Annotated in this window: 14 protein-coding genes; 8 read left to right on the top strand and 6 right to left on the bottom strand. The window is 67.7% G+C overall.

Annotated features, from left to right (window positions below):
- Window positions 1–14: 14 nt before the first annotated feature.
- Together manD and HV798_RS29940 are read left to right on the top strand one after the other, a co-directional pair.
- Window positions 15–1226 carry a D-mannonate dehydratase ManD gene (manD, locus tag HV798_RS29945; protein ID WP_025135586.1) on the top strand — a complete coding sequence of 404 codons (1212 nt, stop codon included), beginning with the start codon at window positions 15–17 and terminating at the stop codon, window positions 1224–1226.
- Entirely contained in the window at window positions 1214–2836 is a 1623-nt protein-coding gene (locus HV798_RS29940; protein ID WP_175196145.1) for a mannitol dehydrogenase family protein, read from the top strand. Before manD ends, HV798_RS29940 begins: the two co-directional genes overlap by 13 nt.
- On the opposite strand, the gene iaaH is transcribed toward HV798_RS29940, so the two are convergent.
- Window positions 2772–4220, bottom strand: coding sequence for an indoleacetamide hydrolase (gene iaaH, locus HV798_RS29935; protein WP_175196146.1), 1449 nt, complete (start codon window positions 4218–4220; stop codon window positions 2772–2774). The genes HV798_RS29940 and iaaH overlap by 65 nt on opposite strands.
- A 146-nt stretch (window positions 4221–4366) precedes the next feature.
- Here iaaH and HV798_RS29930 point away from each other — a divergent pair, with 146 nt between their 5' ends.
- Window positions 4367–5194, top strand: coding sequence for a helix-turn-helix transcriptional regulator (locus HV798_RS29930; RefSeq protein ID WP_175196147.1), 828 nt, complete (start codon window positions 4367–4369; stop codon window positions 5192–5194).
- A 359-nt stretch (window positions 5195–5553) separates the two neighbouring features.
- Here the strand turns inward: HV798_RS29930 and mutY are convergent, their stop codons facing one another.
- Window positions 5554–6630: an A/G-specific adenine glycosylase gene (gene mutY, locus HV798_RS29925; RefSeq protein WP_175196148.1), complete on the bottom strand. Its 1077-nt coding sequence runs from the start codon at window positions 6628–6630 to the stop codon at window positions 5554–5556.
- Window positions 6631–6798: 168 nt separating this feature from the next.
- On the opposite strand from mutY, the gene HV798_RS29920 reads away from it, so the two are divergent.
- Entirely contained in the window at window positions 6799–10410 is a 3612-nt protein-coding gene (locus HV798_RS29920; protein ID WP_175196149.1) for an indolepyruvate ferredoxin oxidoreductase family protein, read from the top strand.
- 100 nt (window positions 10411–10510) lie between these two features.
- Here the strand turns inward: HV798_RS29920 and HV798_RS29915 are convergent, their stop codons facing one another.
- Entirely contained in the window at window positions 10511–11212 is a 702-nt protein-coding gene (locus HV798_RS29915) for a M24 family metallopeptidase (RefSeq protein ID WP_175196150.1), read from the bottom strand.
- 264 nt (window positions 11213–11476) lie between these two features.
- Here HV798_RS29915 and HV798_RS29910 point away from each other — a divergent pair, with 264 nt between their 5' ends.
- Window positions 11477–12433 (top strand): GlxA family transcriptional regulator, encoded by a 957-nt coding sequence (locus HV798_RS29910; protein ID WP_175196151.1) that lies wholly within the window; start codon window positions 11477–11479, stop codon window positions 12431–12433.
- A 66-nt stretch (window positions 12434–12499) separates the two neighbouring features.
- Here the strand turns inward: HV798_RS29910 and cheD are convergent, their stop codons facing one another.
- The 3 genes from cheD to HV798_RS29895 form a co-directional block, all read right to left on the bottom strand.
- Entirely contained in the window at window positions 12500–13300 is an 801-nt protein-coding gene (cheD, locus tag HV798_RS29905; RefSeq protein ID WP_175196152.1) for a chemoreceptor glutamine deamidase CheD, read from the bottom strand.
- Window positions 13301–13625: 325 nt separating this feature from the next.
- Window positions 13626–14534 (bottom strand): cell division protein FtsX, encoded by a 909-nt coding sequence (locus HV798_RS29900; protein WP_175196154.1) that lies wholly within the window; start codon window positions 14532–14534, stop codon window positions 13626–13628.
- Window positions 14531–15253: a cell division ATP-binding protein FtsE gene (locus tag HV798_RS29895; protein ID WP_025135603.1), complete on the bottom strand. Its 723-nt coding sequence runs from the start codon at window positions 15251–15253 to the stop codon at window positions 14531–14533. Before HV798_RS29895 ends, HV798_RS29900 begins: the two co-directional genes overlap by 4 nt.
- A 315-nt stretch (window positions 15254–15568) precedes the next feature.
- Here HV798_RS29895 and HV798_RS29890 point away from each other — a divergent pair, with 315 nt between their 5' ends.
- The 3 genes from HV798_RS29890 to HV798_RS29880 form a co-directional block, all read left to right on the top strand.
- The gene (locus tag HV798_RS29890; RefSeq protein ID WP_175196157.1) at window positions 15569–16585 is read left to right on the top strand and encodes an amino acid ABC transporter substrate-binding protein; all 1017 of its coding nucleotides are present in this window, start codon (window positions 15569–15571) and stop codon (window positions 16583–16585) included.
- Between the two features lie 132 nt (window positions 16586–16717).
- Window positions 16718–17908 carry an amino acid ABC transporter permease gene (locus tag HV798_RS29885; RefSeq protein WP_175196159.1) on the top strand — a complete coding sequence of 397 codons (1191 nt, stop codon included), beginning with the start codon at window positions 16718–16720 and terminating at the stop codon, window positions 17906–17908.
- Between the two features lies 1 nt (window position 17909).
- Window positions 17910–18675: ABC transporter permease subunit (locus HV798_RS29880; RefSeq protein WP_175196161.1), on the top strand; the 766-nt coding region annotated here is incomplete at its 3' end.

The raw sequence follows: 18675 nt of genomic DNA, 5'->3' as shown, positions 1-18675 counted from the left end.
TTACGGAACCCATGATGAAAATTACGAACGCACGCGTCATTGTTTGTTCGCCGGGCCGCAATTTCGTGACCCTGAAAATCGAAACCGACCAGGGCCTGACCGGCATCGGCGATGCCACCCTGAACGGACGCGAGCTGGCCGTGGCGGCCTACCTGACCGAACACGTGGTGCCTTGCCTGATCGGCCGCGACGCGCACCAGATCGAAGACATCTGGCAGTACCTGTACAAGGGCGCCTACTGGCGCCGCGGGCCGGTCACCATGACCGCCATCGCCGCGGTGGACACGGCGCTGTGGGACCTGAAGGCCAAGGCCGCCGGCCTGCCGCTGTACCAGCTGCTGGGCGGCAAGAGCCGCAGCGGCGTGATGGTCTACGGCCACGCCAACGGCAGCGACATCGAGCACACGGTCGACGAAGTGCTGCGCTATGCCGACATGGGCTATCGAGCCATCCGCGCGCAAAGCGGCGTGCCGGGCCTGGACAAGGTCTACGGCGTGGGCCGCGGCAACCTGTTCTACGAACCCGCCGACAGCGACCTGCCCAGCGAGCACGACTGGTCCACCGAGAAATACCTGCAGCACACGCCCAAGCTGTTCGAGCGCATTCGCGAAAAGCTGGGTTTCGACCACCACCTGCTGCACGACGTGCACCACCGCCTGACGCCGATCGAAGCAGGCCGGCTGGGCAAGTCGCTCGAACCCTACAACCTGTTCTGGATGGAAGATGCCACGCCAGCCGAGAATCAGGAGGCCTTTCGCCTGATCCGCCAGCACACCACCACGCCGCTGGCGGTGGGCGAGATCTTCAACTCGATCTGGGACTGCAAGGACCTGGTGCAGAACCAGCTGATCGACTTCATCCGCACGACCGTGGTGCACGCGGGCGGCATCACCCACCTGCGGCGCATCGCCGACCTGGCCTCGCTGTACCAGGTGCGCACCGGCTGCCACGGGGCCACCGACCTGTCGCCGGTGTGCATGGGTGCGGCGCTGCACTTCGACCTGTGGGTGCCCAATTTCGGCATCCAGGAATACATGCGCCACACCGATGAGACGGACGCGGTGTTCCCGCACGCCTACACGTTCAACCAGGGCATGCTGTACCCCGGCGACGTGCCGGGCCACGGCGTGGATATCGACGAGAAGCTGGCCGCCAAGTACCCGTACAAGCGCGCCTACCTGCCGGTGAACCGGCTGCAGCAGGATGGGACGTTATGGAATTGGTAGCGCGGCAGCCTGACCCGGTGCAACCCGTCGCCCGCCTGCACCCGCAACGGTTGGCGGGGCTGACGCCCGGCGTGGCGCGGCCGGCCTACGATCGCGCGGCGCTGCGCACCGGCATCGTGCACCTGGGGCTGGGCGCGTTCGCTCGCGGCCACCTGGCGGCGGTGAACGAAGCCGCGCTGCATGCCGGCGGCGAGCTGGCGTGGGGCATCTGCGGCGTGTCGCTGCGCCAGGCCGACACCCGCGATGCGCTGGCGCCGCAGGGCGGTCTGTACTCGCTGGCGCTGCGCAGCGCCGATGCCCAGGGGCAGCCGCGCCAGCAGCTGGCCGTGATCGGCTGCCTGCTGGAAACGCGGGTGGCGCCCGAAGATCCGCAAGCCGTGCTGGCGCGCATCGCTGCCGCCGACACGCGCATCGTCAGCCTGACCGTGACCGAGAAGGGCTATTGCCACGATCCGGCCAGCGGTGCGCTGAATTTCAAGCACCCGGACATCGTCCATGACCTGGGCCAGCCAGCCGCGCCGCGCAGCGTCGTCGGCTTCCTGGTGTGGGGGCTGCAACGCCGGCGCGCGGCGGGCCTGGGCCCGCTGACGCTGCTGTCCCTGGACAATCTGCCATCCAACGGCCGCCTGCTGCGCGGCCTGGTGCTGGCGTTTGCCGCGCAGGTGGACGCGGGGCTGGCCGACTGGATCGGACAGGCCTGCACCTTCCCGTGCTCGATGGTGGACCGCATCGTGCCGCGCACCACGGACGAGGACCGCGTTGCTGTGACGCAGGCGCTGGGCCTGGCGGATGCCTGGCCGGTGCTGGCCGAGCCGTATCTGGAATGGGTGGTGGAAGACACTTTCGCCGCCGGCCGCCCGGAGTGGGCGGTGGGCGGGGCGCGCTTCGTGGCCGAGGCGGCGCCGTTCGAGACGCTGAAACTGCGCATGGTGAACGGCGCGCATTCGGCGCTGGCCTATCTGTCGGTGATGGCGGGTTGGAGCACGGTGGATCAGGCGGTGTCGCAACCGCTGCTGCGACGCTATCTGGCCAGGCTGATGCAGACGGAGATCGCGCCGACCTTGCCGGCGTTGCCGGGGCTGGACCTGGCGCACTACCAGGAACGGCTGTTGCAGCGCTATGCCAATCCGGCGCTCAAGCACCAGACGCGGCAGATCGCCATGGACGGCTCGCAGAAATTGCCGCAGCGGCTGCTGGGCACGGTGCGCGACCGGCTGGCGGCGGATCAGCCGATGGCGGGGCTGGCGCTGGCGGTGGCGGGCTGGCTGCACTTTCTGCGCGGGGTGGACCAGGCGGGGCGCCGCTACGCCATTGAGGATCCGCTGGCAGACGTGTTGGCAGCGCGGCTGGATCTGGCGGAACAGGCGGCGCGGGCTGCCGGGCCGGGGCCGGCAGCGGCGTCGGCCTGGACGGTGCAGATGACGGGCCTGTCTGCGGTATTCGGCGACCTGGGCCAGGACGCGCGTTTTGTGCGGGCGGTGGCGCAGGCCGCGCAGTCGCTGCGCACGCTGGGCGTGGCGGGGGCGCTGGAAGCCACGCTGGCGGTCATGCCGACGTCGGCGGCGCCAGTCTTCCCAGCACTCCCTCCAGCGCCAGGCCGATCGCGATGACCTGGCGGTCATCGCCCGGCAATCCATCCACCTCCAGCCCGATCGGCAATCCGCCTTCAGACAGGCCGGCGGGCAGGCTCAAGCCGGGCAGGCCCGCATTGCTGCCGGGGTCGACGTTGCGCGCCAGCCGCAGGAATGTCTCCAGGCTGCTGGCTTCTGGCGCGGCGACCGGCGGCAGGACCGGCACGGTGGGAAACAGCAGGCCGTGCAGGCCATGCGCCTGGAACGCGCGCCGATAGACATCGATGAGCGCATTGCGATGCACCGCCATCGCGCTGTCGTACAGCGGCTGCAGCGCCAGCAATTCGCCGGTGGGCGTGGGCAGCACGCCCGGCACGACCAGGTTGTCGAAGATGCCCTTGACGTCGGGGCTGGCAATCTGCGCCACGACGTCCTCGAAACTCACGCCGACCTCGTAGCGTTGCAGGTACGCGATGAGATCCACTTTCTGCTCATGCAGGCAGATCGGCATGCCGCTGGCGGCGTTGCTGGCCTCCAGGCCGGGCATGTCCATGGCAATCAGGGTGACGCCGGCCGCGCGCAGCGTGTCCAGGGCCGCCTGCATGATGGCCTGCACCTGCGGGTCCAGGTCCTGCCAGAAGTAGGCGGGCAGGCCCAGGCGCAGGTCTGTGGGGCGCAGGGCGGGCAGGGGCGAGTGGTCGCCGGTCAGCACGGCATCGAGCAGTGCGATGTCGGCCATGCTGTTGGCGATGGGGCCGGGGGTGTCGCGGGTGTGGGAAATCGGGGTGATGCCGGCGCCGTCGTAACGTCCGACGGACGGGCGCAAGCCCACGGCGCCATTGAGTGCAGCCGGCAGGCGCACCGAGGCGCCCGTGTCGGTGCCCAGGGCGGCCGGCACCAGGCGTGCGCCCACGGCAGCGCCGCTGCCCGAGGACGAGCCGCCGGCGATGCGTTCCGGGTCGTAGGCGTTGCGGGTGCCGGCGCCCCGCGAGCCGGGATAGGCAGCGTTGTAGCCCGAGACGCCGAAAGCCAGTTCATGCATGTGGGCCTTGCCGACGATGATGGCGCCGGCATCGCGCAGGCGCTGCACGACGGGCGCGTCCGCGGCAGGGCGGAAGTTGCGCAAGGCCGGGGTGCCGGCGGTATTGGGCAAGCCGGCGACGTGAATGTTGTCTTTGATGGCCAGGGGCACGCCTTCCAGGGGTCGGGCGGCGCGGCCCGCGGCGCGCGCGGCGTCGGCGGCGCGGGCTTGGGCCAGGGCGCCGTCGGCATCGACGGTGATGAAGGCATTGAGATCCTGGCGGGAGGCGATGCGGTCCAGGCAGGCTTGGGTCAACGCCTCGCTGGTGACCGCGCCGTCGCGAAACCGCGCGGCGGCGTCGGTGACGGTGGGGCAGAGGGGGGGCGTGTGGGGGACGGGCATGGCGGGTTGTCTCCTGCTTGTTGATTCAATTTTTTCGGCTCAATCCCGATCTATACAGGGTCGACGGTGATGCTGTCGAGCGCTGGGCGTCGAGGCGCTAAGATAGACGGCACTTATACACGTACAAGCCTGCACCTTATCCTGGTATGAACACTTCCCCCCAAGCCGGCGTGGCCGGCCACGAAGGCTCCCGCCTGCGCCGTCAGGCGCTGGGCGAATTCGTGCGCAGCGCCCGCTCGCGCATCACGCCGCAGATGGCCGGACTGCCCGAAGGCATGCGGCGGCGCACGCCGGGGCTACGCCGCGAAGAGGTGGCGCAGCTGTGCGGGATCAGCGTCACCTGGTACACGTGGATCGAGCAGGGGCGCGAGGTGTCGGTGTCACCGTCGGTGTGGTCGCGGATTGCGGGGGTGCTGCAGTTGGCGCGGGCCGAGCGGGCGTATCTGTTCGATCTGGCGGACTGCGCAGATCCGCAGCACGCGCGGGATGATGCGTTGGGAGCGCCAGGGTCGTTGCGGGAGTGCGTGGATGCGATCACGGCGCCGGCCTATGTGCTGGACCGGGCGTGGAATGTGCTGGCCTGTAATGCGCCGCTGCGGGATCTGTTCGATGACTGGCCGGATCGGGATCCCGAGCCTAATTTGCTGCGCTATATCTTTCTGGATCCGGCGGCGCGGGAGCTGGTGGTGGACTGGGAGCAGCGGGCGCGCCGGGTGGTAGCAGAGTTTCGGGCGGATGCGGGGGCGCATCTTGATGAGCCGGCGGTGTTGGCGTTAATCGATGCGTTGAATCGGCAGAGTGCGGTGTTTGCGCATTGGTGGAATCGGCATGCTGTGGTTGAGCGGGAAGGGGGGTTGCGGGAGTTTTCGCATCCGCGGCGGGGGCGGATGGGGTTTCAGCAGATTACGTTCCGGTTGGCTACGCATCTGGATTTGAAGTTGGTGATGCTGTTGGGGGATAGCGGGGGGTCTTGACGTGTTGGTTCTTAAGCCGCGCGTGACGGGGCAGGCGGGTGAGGGCGGGGCTACGATTGCGGTCCGGAGCCTTCGCTCCGGACTGCCCCTTCGTCATCCTCGTACAGGCCTTCGGCCTTCCCTACGGATTCCCTCGGGCGCAATCTACACGCCCCGCCCTCACCCGCCTGCCCCGTCACGCGCTCTTGATGTGCCTTACTGCCGGCCGTTGGGGCGGGCGGTGTGCTTGGCTTGGTGGCCAACATCGTTTGGGTTTGGAGCGGTTTGCGTTGCTCGCCTCGCGCCGGCCGCGCGGGCGGCCTTGCTCGGCTTCCGTCGTGTCTTGCGTCGGCGGATGACGCTGCGCGCTGGCGGGGGGGTTATTTGGTGGTGGTCAGCAGGTCGCCGGGGAGGCCGGCTTCTACCAGGCCTAGCAGCAGCTTTTTTACGGGGGCGGGCAGGGCTGTTTTTGGCAGGTCTTCTTGGGGGATCCAGCGTTCGGTCTGGGTGGGTTCGCGCAGCGTGGCGCTGCGTACCGGGATGTACCAGGGGCGGATGTGCAGGCGGTAGTGGGTGAAGGTGTGGGCGAAGGCGGCGAGTTCGAAGCGGTGTTCGGGGATGAGGCCCAGGGCGCGGGAGGCGGTGAGGGGGTCGCCCGCGGCGTCGAATTCGGGCAGGCTCCAGAGGCCGCCCCAGATGCCGGGTTCGGGGCGTTGTTGCAGGAGGAAGGCGCCCTGGTATTGCAGGACGAGCATGCCGGTTTCGCGTTCGGGGATGGCTTTGCGGGTCTTGGGGGTGGGCAGTTCGGCTTGGCGGCCTTCCTGCCGCGCGATACAGGTGGTGGTGACGGGGCAGCGGTCGCAGGCGGGTTTGCCGCGGGTGCAGAGGGTGGCGCCCAGGTCCATCAGGCCTTGGGTGTAGGCGGCCATGTCCAGGCCGGGGGCGGCGTCGACCTGGGCGTCGGCCAGGGCCCAGAGGCGTTGTTCTGTTTCGCGTTTGGCGGGGTCGCCGGCGATGCCGAAGTGGCGGGTGAAGACGCGTTTGACGTTGCCGTCCAGGATGGGCGAGCGTTCACCGTAGGCGAAGGCGGCGATGGCGGCGGCGGTGGATCTGCCGATGCCGGGCAGGGTGGCGATGGCTTCGGCGGTGGGCGGGAAGCGGCCGTTCCAGTCGCGTGCGATTTCTTGGGCGCAGCGGTGCAGGTTGCGGGCGCGGGCGTAGTAGCCCAGGCCGGCCCAGTAGGGCATGACGTCTTCCTGGGCGGCGGCGGCGAGCGCGGCGACGTCGGGGAAGCGCTGCAGGAAGCGTTCGTAGTAGGGGATGACGGTGGCCACCTGCGTCTGCTGCAGCATGATCTCGGATAGCCAGATGCGGTAGGGGTCCCGGGTGTTCTGCCAGGGGAGATCGTGGCGGCCATGCTGGCGTTGCCAGGCGACGATGCGAGGGGCGAAGTCCATGTCGGCAATTATCGCATCGCCCTATTGCCGGGGGTGGGGCGAGCGGTTACAACCGTCAGGAAGAGGCGCGCCAAGCGCCCGGAATTCACCTCCGCCGCAGGCCCGCCCGGGCTCCAGAAGAACTCGGCGCGATGCTGCTGCGGGCGTTCCACGACCCTCGGAGTAGACATGAATGCCCCTCTCACGCCCGCGGTCCGCGCGGCGCTCGAATCCGTCCAGCTGGACGACAAATACACCCTTGAAACCGGCCGCGCCTGGATGAGCGGCATCCATGCCCTGGTGCGCCTGCCGATGATGCAGCGGCTGCGCGACCTGCGCGCGGGGCTGAACACGGCAGGGTTCGTGTCGGGGTATCGGGGGTCGCCGCTGGGCGGGGTGGACCAGAACATGTGGAAGGCGGCCAAGTACCTGAAGGCGCACCACGTGGAGTTCCAGCCGGGCATCAACGAAGACCTCGCGGCGACGGCGGTGTGGGGCTCGCAGCAGGTGAATCTGTTCCCCGGGGCGAAGTACGACGGGGTGTTCGGCATGTGGTACGGCAAGGGGCCGGGGGTGGACCGCTGCGGCGACGTGTTCAAGCACGCCAATGCCGCGGGCACGGCGCCGCACGGCGGGGTGCTGGTGGTGGCGGGCGACGATCATCCGGCCAAGTCGTCGACGCTGCCGCACCAGAGCGACCACATCCTGAAGGCCTGCATGATCCCGGCGCTGTTTCCGTCCAGCGTGCAAGAGGTGCTGGATTTCGGCCTGCATGGCTGGGCGATGAGCCGCTACGCCGGGGTGTGGGTGGGCATGAAGTGCATCACCGATATCGTCGAGGTGTCGGCGTCGGTCGAGGTGGACCCGTACCGGGTGCAGATCGTGCTGCCGGAAGATTTCCAGTTGCCGCCCGACGGGCTGAACATACGCGTGCCGGATACGCCGCTGCTGCAAGAGGCGCGGCTGCTGGACTACAAGCTGTACGCGGCGCTGGCCTATGCGCGCGCCAACAAGCTCAACCGTGAACTGTGGCAGGTGCCGCAGCGCGATGCGCGCTTTGGCATCATGACGTCGGGCAAGGCCTATCTGGATACGCGCCAGGCGCTGTCGGACCTGGGCCTGACCGAAGCGGTGTGCCAGCGCATCGGCCTGCGCCTGTTCAAGGTGGGCATGGTGTGGCCGCTGGAATCGACCGGCATGGCGCATTTCGCCGAAGGGCTGGACGAGATCCTGGTGGTCGAGGAAAAGCGCCAGGTGCTGGAATACCAGCTGAAGGAAGAGCTGTTCAGCTGGATCGGCAGCGGCAAGAAGATTCCGCGCGTGGTGGGCAAGTTCGACGACAAGGACGGCGGCGAATGGTCGGTGCCGCAGGGCAACTGGCTGCTGCCGGCGCACTATGAGTTTTCGCCCGCCATGGTGGCCAAGGCCATCGCGGTGCGGCTGTTGCGGTTCGAGCTGCCGCCGGACGTGCGCGCGGGCATCGAGGCGCGGCTGGCCTTCATTGCCGGCCGCGAGCAGGCGCTGGCGCGGCCGCGTGTGGTCGAAGACCGCAAGCCCTGGTTCTGTTCGGGCTGTCCGCACAATACGTCTACCCGCGTGCCGGAAGGTTCGCGCGGCATGGCGGGCATCGGTTGCCACTACATGGTGACCTGGATGGGCCGCAATACGCAGGTGTACACGCAGATGGGCGGCGAGGGCGTGCCGTGGCTGGGCCAGGCGCCGTTCACCGAGGAAAAGCACGTGTTCGCCAACCTGGGCGACGGCACCTACTTCCATTCGGGCCTGCTGGCGATCCGCGCCGCGGTGGCGGCCAAGGCGCCCATCACCTACAAGATCCTGTTCAACGATGCGGTGGCGATGACCGGCGGGCAGCCGGTGGACGGCCCCATCAGCGTGCCGATGATCAGCCGCCAGGTGGCGGCCGAAGGCATCGACAAGATCGTGGTCGTGACGGACGAGCCGGACAAATACAAGGACATGGCCGGCCTGGCGCCGGGCGTGCCGGTCAAGCATCGCGACGAGCTGGACGCGGTGATGCGCGAGCTGCGCGAATATCCCGGCGTGTCGGTGCTGATCTACGACCAGACCTGTGCGACCGAGAAGCGCCGCCGCCGCAAGCGCAATGCGTATCCCGACCCGGCGCGCCGGGTGGTCATCAACGAGCGCGTGTGCGAGGGCTGCGGCGACTGTTCTCAGAAGTCGCACTGCCTGTCGGTCGAACCGCTGGAAACCGAGTTCGGGCGCAAGCGTACGATCAACCAGTCCAGCTGCAATAAAGACTTTTCCTGTCTGAAGGGCTTTTGCCCCAGCTTCGTCACGGTGGAAGGCGGCAAGCTGAAAAAGCCGCGCGCCCTGGCGCCCGACGGTGCGGTCGACGACGATGTGCCGCAGCCGGCCGCGCGCGGCTTGGACCAGGCGTATGGCGTGTTCATTGCCGGCGTGGGCGGCACGGGCGTGGTCACCATCGGCCAGCTGCTGGGCATGGCCGCGCACCTGGAAGGCAAGGGCTGTTCGGTGCTGGACATGGCCGGCCTGGCGCAAAAGGGCGGCGCCGTGTATTCGCACGTGGTGCTGGCGCAAACGCCAGACCACCTGATGAACACGCGCGTGGCAATGGGCGAGGCCGATCTGCTGCTGGCCGGCGACCTGGTGGTGGCCACCAGCGCGGACGCCATGGCGCGGCTGCGTCCGGGGCGTACCCATGCGCTGCTCAACAGCGACACCGCGCCCACCGCGGCGTTCGTGTCCAACCCGGACTGGACGCTGCCCGGGGCCAACCTGGCCGCCGACCTGCAGGCCGCCTGCGGTAAAGACAACCTGCACGCGGTGGACGCGTCGGCGCTGGCGGTGGGCCTGCTGGGCGACGCCATCTATTCCAATCCGCTGATGATGGGCTACGCCTACCAGAAGGGCTGGCTGCCGCTGTCGCGCGAAGCGCTGCTGCGCGCGATTGAATTGAACGGCCAGCAGGTGCCCAACAACCTGGCGGCGTTCGCCTGGGGGCGCCGCGCGGCCCACGACCTGGCCGGCGTGATGCGGTTGTTGGCCGCGGGCGGTGCGGCGCCCGCGCATCCGGATGGCATCATCGAGATTCGCCGGCCGCGCGCAACGCCGGTGCTGGAACTGAAGAAGCCGCCGGGCGAGCTGGCCCGGCTGGTCGAGGTGCGGCGCGCGTTTCTCACGCAATACCAGGATGCCGCCTACGCCAGGCAGTACACGGACCTGGTGGACAAGGTGGCGCACGCCGAGCACGAGGCCACCGGCACCCAGCGGCTGGCGCTGGCGGTGGCGCGCTACTACTTCAAGCTGCTGGCCTACAAGGACGAGTACGAAGTGGCGCGGCTGTACACCGATGGCGATTTCCTCAAGCGTGTGGGCGAGCAGTTCGAAGGCGACTGGAAACTGCGCTTTCACCTGGCGCCGCCGCTGTTCGCGCGCCGCGGTCCCGACGGTCACCTGGTCAAGAAGGCTTACGGGCCGGGCATGCTGCGCGTGTTCCGCCTGCTGGCGCGCATGAAGCGCCTGCGCGGCACGCGGCTGGACCCGTTCGGCTACACGCGCGAGCGCCGTGCCGAGCGTGAACTGGCGCGCGAGTATGGCGAGACCATCGGAGCCATCCTGTGCAAGCTGAACCGCGGCAACCTGGACCGCGCGGTGGCGCTGGCCAGCGTGCCTGAAGACATCCGCGGCTATGGCCACGTGAAAGAGGCGGCAATGGAAAAGGCCGCGGCGCGGCGCGAGGCCTTGCTGAAGGACTTCACGGCCAGCGTGGTGTCGATCGGCGGGGCGCGGGCGGCGTGATGTAAGTGACGTGATGCGCGTGACGTGATGCAGTGGCGACGGGCGCGGGTTTCATGCGCGCCTGTCGTCATACGCTTCTGTGATGCGTTACGCCGGCGGCCTACGCCGGGTAGTGCGCGTCGTCCAGCAGCATGTCTTCAAAGAACGCGCCATAGCGGCCCTGCGGATCGCGCAGGTGGATCTCCAGGATCCAGCGCATTTCCGACGGGCTGATGGCCAGGTCGGCCAGCGACCCGGTATGGATCGCCGCATGCGGAAAGTCCGACACGCGGTGGCCCGGCAGGTCGAAGTTCAATTCCCAACCCATGGCGCGGGCCTGGCGGTCGGCATAGGCATACAAGGCCTGTCCGCTCAGGCGCTCGCGCAGCCACACGCCGCGCACGTCGTGGAACAGGGCTTCGGCGTCGCGGGCGCAGCGCGCCTGGCCGGGGTCGTTGCCCACCACGTAGCTCTTGCCGCCGTCGCCTTCCCAGGCATCCAGCCGGGGGGCGATGTCCAGGAAGAAGATGTCGTCGTCGCTCAGCACCGCGCCGGGGGTCGAGGCCTGGCGCATGGCTTTCATGGTGTTGGCGCCGAAGCGCACGCGGGTGGGGTGCCAGCTGAGCGCCATGCCGGCGTCGATCAGCGTCTGCTTGGCCATCGCCACCGCGTCTTCCTCGACCATGCCGGGCTGGATGCGCGCGGCAATGGCTTCGATGGCATGGCGGGTCTTGTTGCGGGCCCGCAGCATGCCGTCCACGGAAAAGGCGGGGCCGACGCGTTCGCTGGCGGCGGGGGGCTGGGTCTGGGTTGGGTTCTGCATGAAGGACGCTTCCTGGTGGGCGGCGCGTAGGCCGATGCAGGCATTCTGGGCGGTGGCGCCTGTGTGCACGAGCGCCGCGCGGCACGGATTCCGGCCAGCGTGGCGCGTCCTGCGGCCAAGGCCCGAGACGGCGGCGGATCAGGGCCGCCGTGGTACGGATTGCGGCCAGGGCGTGTGCGGCAGGGCGCGCGGGGCGGCCGCGCTGGGCTAAGGTAGCGGCATGCCGCCCGCCGGCCTTCCTCTCCTGCGCCATTGCCCGCCGCCATGAAATCCGTCGCCATCGTCGTGTTCCCCGGAGTGCAGTCCCTGGACGTCAGCGGGCCGCTGGACGTGTTCGCCGAAGCCAATCGCTTCCTGCTGCCCGCCCAGCATTACCGGCTGGAACTGATCGGCCTGACGCGCGGCGCCGTGCCCTGTTCCAACGGCATGCTGCTGGCGCCGCAGCGGCACTACACCGATGCCGTCGACGTGCCCGACCTGCTGTTGGCCGCGGGCGGACCGGGCCTGCCCGACATCCGCGAACCGGACGAGGCCCTGGCCTGGCTGCGCGAAGCCTGTGCCGAGGCGCCGCGCTACGGCTCGATCTGCAATGGCGTGTTCCTGCTGGCCCGCGCTGGTCTGCCGCCCGGCGCCGTCGTGACCACCCACTGGAACGACGCGCAGACGCTGGCCGAGCGCTATCCGGACCTGCAGGTGCAGGCCGACCGCCTGTATGCCCAGGATGGCCGGCTGCACACCTCGGCCGGCGTCACGGCCGGTATCGACCTGGCGCTGTACCTGGTGGCGCAGGACCATGGGCCGGATGTGGCGCTGAACGTGGCCAAGCGGCTGGTCGTCTTCATGCAGCGCGCGGGCGGCCAATCGCAGTTCAGCCCGTTCCTGACGCCGTTCGTCGAGGAAACGTCCGCCGTGGCCCAGGCGCAGCAATACGTGCTGGGGCACCTGGCCGACGACCTGGGCCTGGATGCGCTGGCGGCGCAGGCCCACATGAGCCGCCGCAATTTCTCGCGCGTGTTCTTGCGCGATGCAGGCGTGACGCCCGCCGATTTCGTCGAAAGCGCCCGCGTGGATGCGGCGCGTGCGCGGCTCGAACGAGAGTCCGCGCCGCTCAAGACAGTGGCCTTTCGTTGCGGCTTTCGGGATGCGCGCCATTTGCGCGAGGTGTTTCAGCGGCGGCTGGGCGTGTCGCCCAGCGAGTACCGCGCCCGCTTCGGCCGCTGACACGGCAGCAGCGCCGCCAGGGCGCGGCCTGCGGGCAGGCCGGCCGGCGGCACGCGCCGGGCCGGTCTAGCTGCCGGCCGTTTCGGGCTTGCGGCGCCGGGTGACGCCGGTGTCGAAGCGCTCTACGCCCGGACGGGCCGCAGGCCGATCGAAACGCTCGACGCCGGGGCGGTCAAAGCGCTCTACACCGGGGCGGTCGAATCGTTCCACCCCCGCACGTGCGGCCGGCCGGTCAAAGCGCTCCACGCCAGGCGGCGCAAAGCGTTCGACCCGCGGCGGGCTCTGGGTCTTGGCCTGCACGCTTTGGGCGGCGGCCTGTTCGCGCTTGGCAATGATTTCTTCGGCGCGCTGGTGGTGGGGCGCCATCTTGCGCACCATCACGCGGCCGTCGCGCGGGAAATAGTTGATGCGGCGCGCGTGCACGTCGCCCAGGTCCTGCGCCTTGACCGGAATGCCTTCCGTCTTCAGGTAGTTCAGGACGAACTGGCCGTTACGCTCGCCGATGTTCATCTGCTGCATGGCCGAGAGCACGGCGCCGCCGCCGAACACCTTGGCTTCCAGGCGGTCGCGTACCGCGCCGGCCTTGAGCAGCTCGTTGATCAGCACTTCCATGGCGAACGCGCCGTAGCGCATGGTGGCCGAGGCGGGCGACTGCATGTCGCCCTCAGGCAGCATGAAGTGATTCATGCCGCCCACACCGGTGACGGGGTCGTGGATACAGGCGGCCACGCACGACCCGAGCACGGTCGAGATCATCAGGTCTTCGTCGGTGACGTAGTACTCGTTGGGGAGTACCTTCACCGCCTGACACTGGAACGCGCTATCGAAGTAATGGCGCGTCGCACGGGCTTCAAGACGGGCGACCATGGAGCGGAATAAAGGGCAAGAACAGCGATTGGGACACGAAGGGCAGCGCTCGGTGGAACAATAAACGTTTCAAAATATGTAGAAAAATGTCGCTTTATTCTTACACATCTCGCCAACAATAGGGTGAAATCCTGTGTAACCGCGACTTTGTTATGTCCCTGATTTATAAGCGTTTGCGATTCCTTGGTATGGGCGCTGACAGGCCGCGCAGGGCCGCTGCGAGGATGGTGCATCCATCCTACACAGGACCAGGCGGGGTCTTTCCCCGGATCACGGGGACGATCGGGGGCTATACGAAGGTTTAGAACCGGGCTTGGGCCCGGGTTCAGAACCGCGTGCTGCGGGTCACGGACCAGCGCGCTGACAGCGCGCCCAGGGCGGCCGAGGCGACGATGGCCACCAGCAGCACGGGGGCGCCGGGCAGGTGCAGTGCGAACTCGGCCCCGTAGCTGCGGGCAAGGCCGAGCAGGGCGTTGTTCAGGGGCGACAGCGCCAACGCCGCCACGCCGATGGCGAGCAGCGAGGCCAGGGCGCCCGACAGCGCACCCAGATACAGGAACGGCCGGCGCACGAACGATTCGGTGGCGCCGACCAGCCGCGCCACCGCGATTTCCTCGCGCTGCGACAGGGCCTGCATGCGCACGGTGTTGAACACCGTGGCCAGCACCACCACCGCCACGCAGGCGGCCAGGAAGGCCAGCCCGATGCGGGCAAAGCGCAGGATGGCCTCCAGGCGCTGCACCCAGGCGCTGTCCAGCTGTACCAGGTCGACCTGGTCCCATTGTTTCCAGTCTTTGGCCAGCTTGCCGGCGCGGCCGGCCAGATCTTCGCCGTCGGCCAGCGTGACTACCACGGCGTCGGGCAGCGGGTTGCCCGGCAGCACGGCCAGCGCCTGCGCCCAGGCGGGGTTGGCGCGCAGGTCGGCCAGGGCGTCTTCGCGGCCCACCACGCGCACCGCGCGAATGTCGGCGGCGTAGTCGGCCTGAATGCGCTTGGCAACGTCGGCCGCGGCGCCGGCCGGCGCGTCCACGCGCATGAACACGGTGACCTCGGGGGTGACGGACATTTCGCGCGCCACCGGCTGCACCGACACCAGGATGGCGCTGCCCAGCAGGGGCAACGCCAGCGCCAGCGCCATGACCAGCAGGTTGGCCAGCGACGAGAACGGCTGTTTCACCAGCCGGCGCAGGGTGACCATGAGCGCATAGCGATGCTGCCGCAGCCAGGCGTTCATGCCGATTCTCCGGCAACGCCGCGACCGGCCGCGGGGGCCGTCGGGGCGGGCGTGGCGTCGCCCTGCGAATCGGCGAACTTGCCCGGATCGATGCGCAGGGTGCGGGTGGCGTAGCGCGCCATGAGTTCCTGGTCGTGCGAGGCGATCAGCGTGGTGACGCCGACGCGGTTGAAGTCGCGGAACACGTTCATGATGCGCTGCGCATTGTCGTGGTCGAGGTTGGCGGTGGGTTCGTCGGCGATCAGGATGGCGGGCCGGTTGACGATGGCGCGCGCGATCGCCAGGCGTTGCTGTTCGCCGCCCGACAATTCGATGGGGTTCAGGTCTTCTTTGCCCGACAGGCCGACCTTGTCCAGCGCGGCGCGGGCACGGGCGGCGGCGGAATCCCAGGGGTGGCCCGTGACGGCCAGGGGCAGCATCACGTTTTCGAAGGCGCTGCGGTCGAACAGCAGGTGGGTGTCCTGCAGGATCACGCCGACGGCGCGGCGCAGATAGGGCCGGGCGCGGGCGGGCAGCTTGTCCAGCCGCTGGCCGTTGACCTGGATCGAGCCGCGGCTGGCGGGTTCAAGCCCGCCGATCAGCTTGAGCAGGGTCGACTTGCCGGCACCGGACGGCCCCGACACGAAGACGAACTCTCCCGCGCTTACGCGGAAGTTGATGTCGGCCAGAATATTGCGGCCGCGACCATACGATTTGAATACGTGCTGGAATTCGATCATGGCGGCTGTCGGATGAAGCCGCAATAGTAACTCGGGGACAGTAAGCCGGACCAAATCCGCAGCCCCGGTCCGGTGGAAAAAGTGTCCTGATGTCACCGGAAACCGGCACGGCATGTGACCGCATGGACACGTTTTGCACGGCAAAACCGTGTCCCCGTTTTTGCCGCCGAACTGCGTTTGATTTCATCCAGTGTCCCTATATTTCAAGGGAATTCCCGGATGCGGAGGCTGCTTTGCGGACGCTACCATCCGCCCCATGCGTAAAGCCCGACCCGGCCTTGCGTTCGGCTTCGCATCACCCCTACGGAGATCACGATGAAAGTACTGAAACTCGCTGCCATTGGCACCGCCCTGTTCGCTGCGTCCGCGGCTGCCAATGCAGGTGCGACCTTCGATAACGTCAAGAAAAAAGGGTTTGTCCAGTGCGGCGTTTCAACGGGCATCCCGGGGTTCTCCATCGCGGACAGCAAGGGTGAGTACAAGGGCCTGGACGTGGACCTGTGCCGCGCCGTCGCCGCCACCATGTTCGGCGATGCCACCAAGATCAAGGTCACCCCGCTGAACACCCAGCAACGCTTCACCGCGCTGCAATCGGGCGAAGTGGACGTGCTGACCCGCAACACCACCGTCACGCTGACCCGCGACACCACCCTGGGCCTGATCGGCGTGGGCGTGAACTACTACGACAGCCAGGGCGTCATGGTCTCCAAGGACCTGAACGTCAAGAGCGCCAAGGAATTGAACGGCGCCACCATCTGCGTGCAGCCCGGCACCACCACCGAGCTGAACCTGGCTGACTGGTTCCGCGGCCAGAAGATCGAATTCAAGCCCGTCGTGATCGACAAGTACGACGAAATCATCCGCGCCTTCTCGGCCGGCCGTTGCGATGCCTTCACGACCGACAAGTCGCAGCTGGCCTCGACCCGCACCACGCTCGAGAATCCGGACAAGTACATCATCCTGCCGGAAGACTTCTCCAAGGAGCCGCTGGGCCCCATGGTCCGCCAGGGCGACGAACAGTGGTTCAACATCGTGCGCTGGTCGCTGAACGCGATGCTGGAAGCCGAGGAATACGGCATCACCAAGGCCAACGTCGATGAAATGACCAAGAGCACCAACCCCAACATCCAGCGCATCCTGGGCGTGACCCCGGGCATGGGCAAGAACCTGGGCGTTGATGACAAGTGGGCCTACAACATCATCAAGCAGATCGGCAACTACGGCGAAAGCTTCGAAGCCACGCTCGGCAAGAGCAGCGCCATGAAGCTGGACCGCGGCTTGAACGCCAGCTATAAGCAAGGTGGCTTGATGTACGGCTGGCCGGTGCGCTAACACACGGCTCTGCCCGGCATGGCGCACCCCTTGCGCCATGCCTAGCCCGCCTCCGAGCGGGCGGCAGGAGTGGGCGGCGCGCGGTCTTTCAGACCCCAGCCGCCCGGTGTCCGACTTCTGTAGATTCATTCGATGACAACTCCAAATAAAAACGCCCCGATTTCGGCACCCCCCCGGCGTCTGAACTGGAACGACCCTGGCGTGCGCGCCGTGGTCTATCAGGTGATAGCACTGGCCGCCGTGGCTTTGGCGGTGTGGTTCCTGGTTTCAAACACGCTTCACAACCTGTCCGTGCGCAACATCGCCACGGGTTTCGGATTCCTTGACCGCGAGGCCGGCTTCGCCATCGGCGAAACGCCCGTCGCCTACACCCCCGCAGACACCTATGGCCGCGCCATTGTGGTGGGCCTGCTCAATACGCTGCGCGTCGCCGTGCTGGGTATCGTGCTGGCAACCATCCTGGGCACGCTGATCGGCGTGGGCCGCCTGTCCAAGAACTGGCTCGTCGCCAAGATCACCTCGATCTACGTCGAAGTGATGCGCAACGTGCCGCTGCTGTTGCAGCTGTTCTTCTGGTACGCGCTCATCACCGAGAACATGCCCGGCCCGCGCCAGGCGCACAACCCCTTGCCGGGCGTGTTCATTTCCAACCGCGGCCTGAAGGTGCCGGCGCTGGAAGGCCACTCGCTCGACTGGATGCTGGCTGGATTGGGCCTGGCCATCGTGGCCATCCTGTTCCTGGGCCACTGGGGCAAGAAGCGCCAGGAAGCCACCGGCCACGTGTTCCCGCTGGGCCGCGCCGCCATCGGCCTGTTGATCGGCTTGCCGCTCGTGGGCTGGCTGGTCAGCGGCGCCTCGCTGACGCTGGACATGCCCGAACTGAAGGGTTTCAACTTCTCGGGCGGCTTGACGCTGTCGCCGGAATTCGCCGCGCTGCTGGCGGGCCTGGTGATCTACACCTCGGCGTTCATCGCCGAAGTGGTGCGCTCGGGCATCCAGGCCGTCAACAAAGGCCAGTGGGAAGCAGCCGAAGCCCTGGGCCTGCGCCGCAAGCAGATGCTGCGCCTGGTGGTGCTGCCGCAGGCGCTGCGCGTGATCATCCCGCCGATGACCAGCCAGTTCCTCAACCTCACCAAGAACAGTTCCCTGGCAGTGGCCATCGGCTATCCGGACATCGTGTCGGTGGTGAACACCACGCTGAACCAGACCGGCCAGGCCATCGAGGGCATTCTCATCATCATGGGCGCCTACCTGACGGTCAGCCTGTCGATCTCGATATTCATGAACTGGTACAACAAGCGCATCGCGCTGGTGGAGCGTTGATATGAGCAGCACTACGCATATCCCCACCGAAGGGCTGCCGCCGCCCAAGACCCACGTCGGTGCGTGGGCCTGGTTGCGCGAGCGCCTGTTTTCCTCGCCGCTGAACATCCTGATCACCGTACTGGTGGCCTGGTTCCTGTTGATGTCGGTGCCGGCGCTGGTGGAATGGGCTTTCATCAAGGCCAACTACACCGCCGCCAACGCCCAGGAATGCCGAGCGTCCGTCGGCGGCGCCTGCTGGGCCTTCATCATCGAGAAGCATCGCCTGATCCTGTTCGGCACGTATCCGTACGACGAACAATGGCGTCCGCTGATCGCCACGATCATCCTGATCGCGGTCATCGTCTGCAGCGGCATCCGCCGCTTTTGGAACTGGAAGCTCGCTGTCATCTGGACCGTCGGCCTGACCGCCGTGGCCCTGTTGATGTGGGGCGGCGTGTTCGGCCTGACCTACGTGGAAAACGCACGCTGGGGCGGCCTGCCGCTCACGCTGATCCTGTCCACGTTCGGCATTGCCTTCGCCTTCCCGATCGGCGTGCTGCTGGCCCTGGGCCGGCGCTCGAAGATGCCCGCCATCAAGGCGCTGTGCGTCGTGTACATCGAGCTCATCCGCGGCGTGCCGCTGATCAGCCTGCTGTTCATGTCGTCGGTGATGCTGCCGCTGTTCCTGCCCGAAGGCTTTTCCATCGACAAGCTGTTGCGCGCGCAGATCGCGATCATCATGTTCGCGGCCGCGTACATCGCCGAAACGGTGCGCGGCGGCCTGC

Source organism: Achromobacter deleyi (assembly GCF_902859705.1).
Classification (GTDB): domain Bacteria; phylum Pseudomonadota; class Gammaproteobacteria; order Burkholderiales; family Burkholderiaceae_B; genus Achromobacter; species Achromobacter deleyi.
This window is presented reverse-complemented; position numbering and strand designations above follow the sequence as displayed.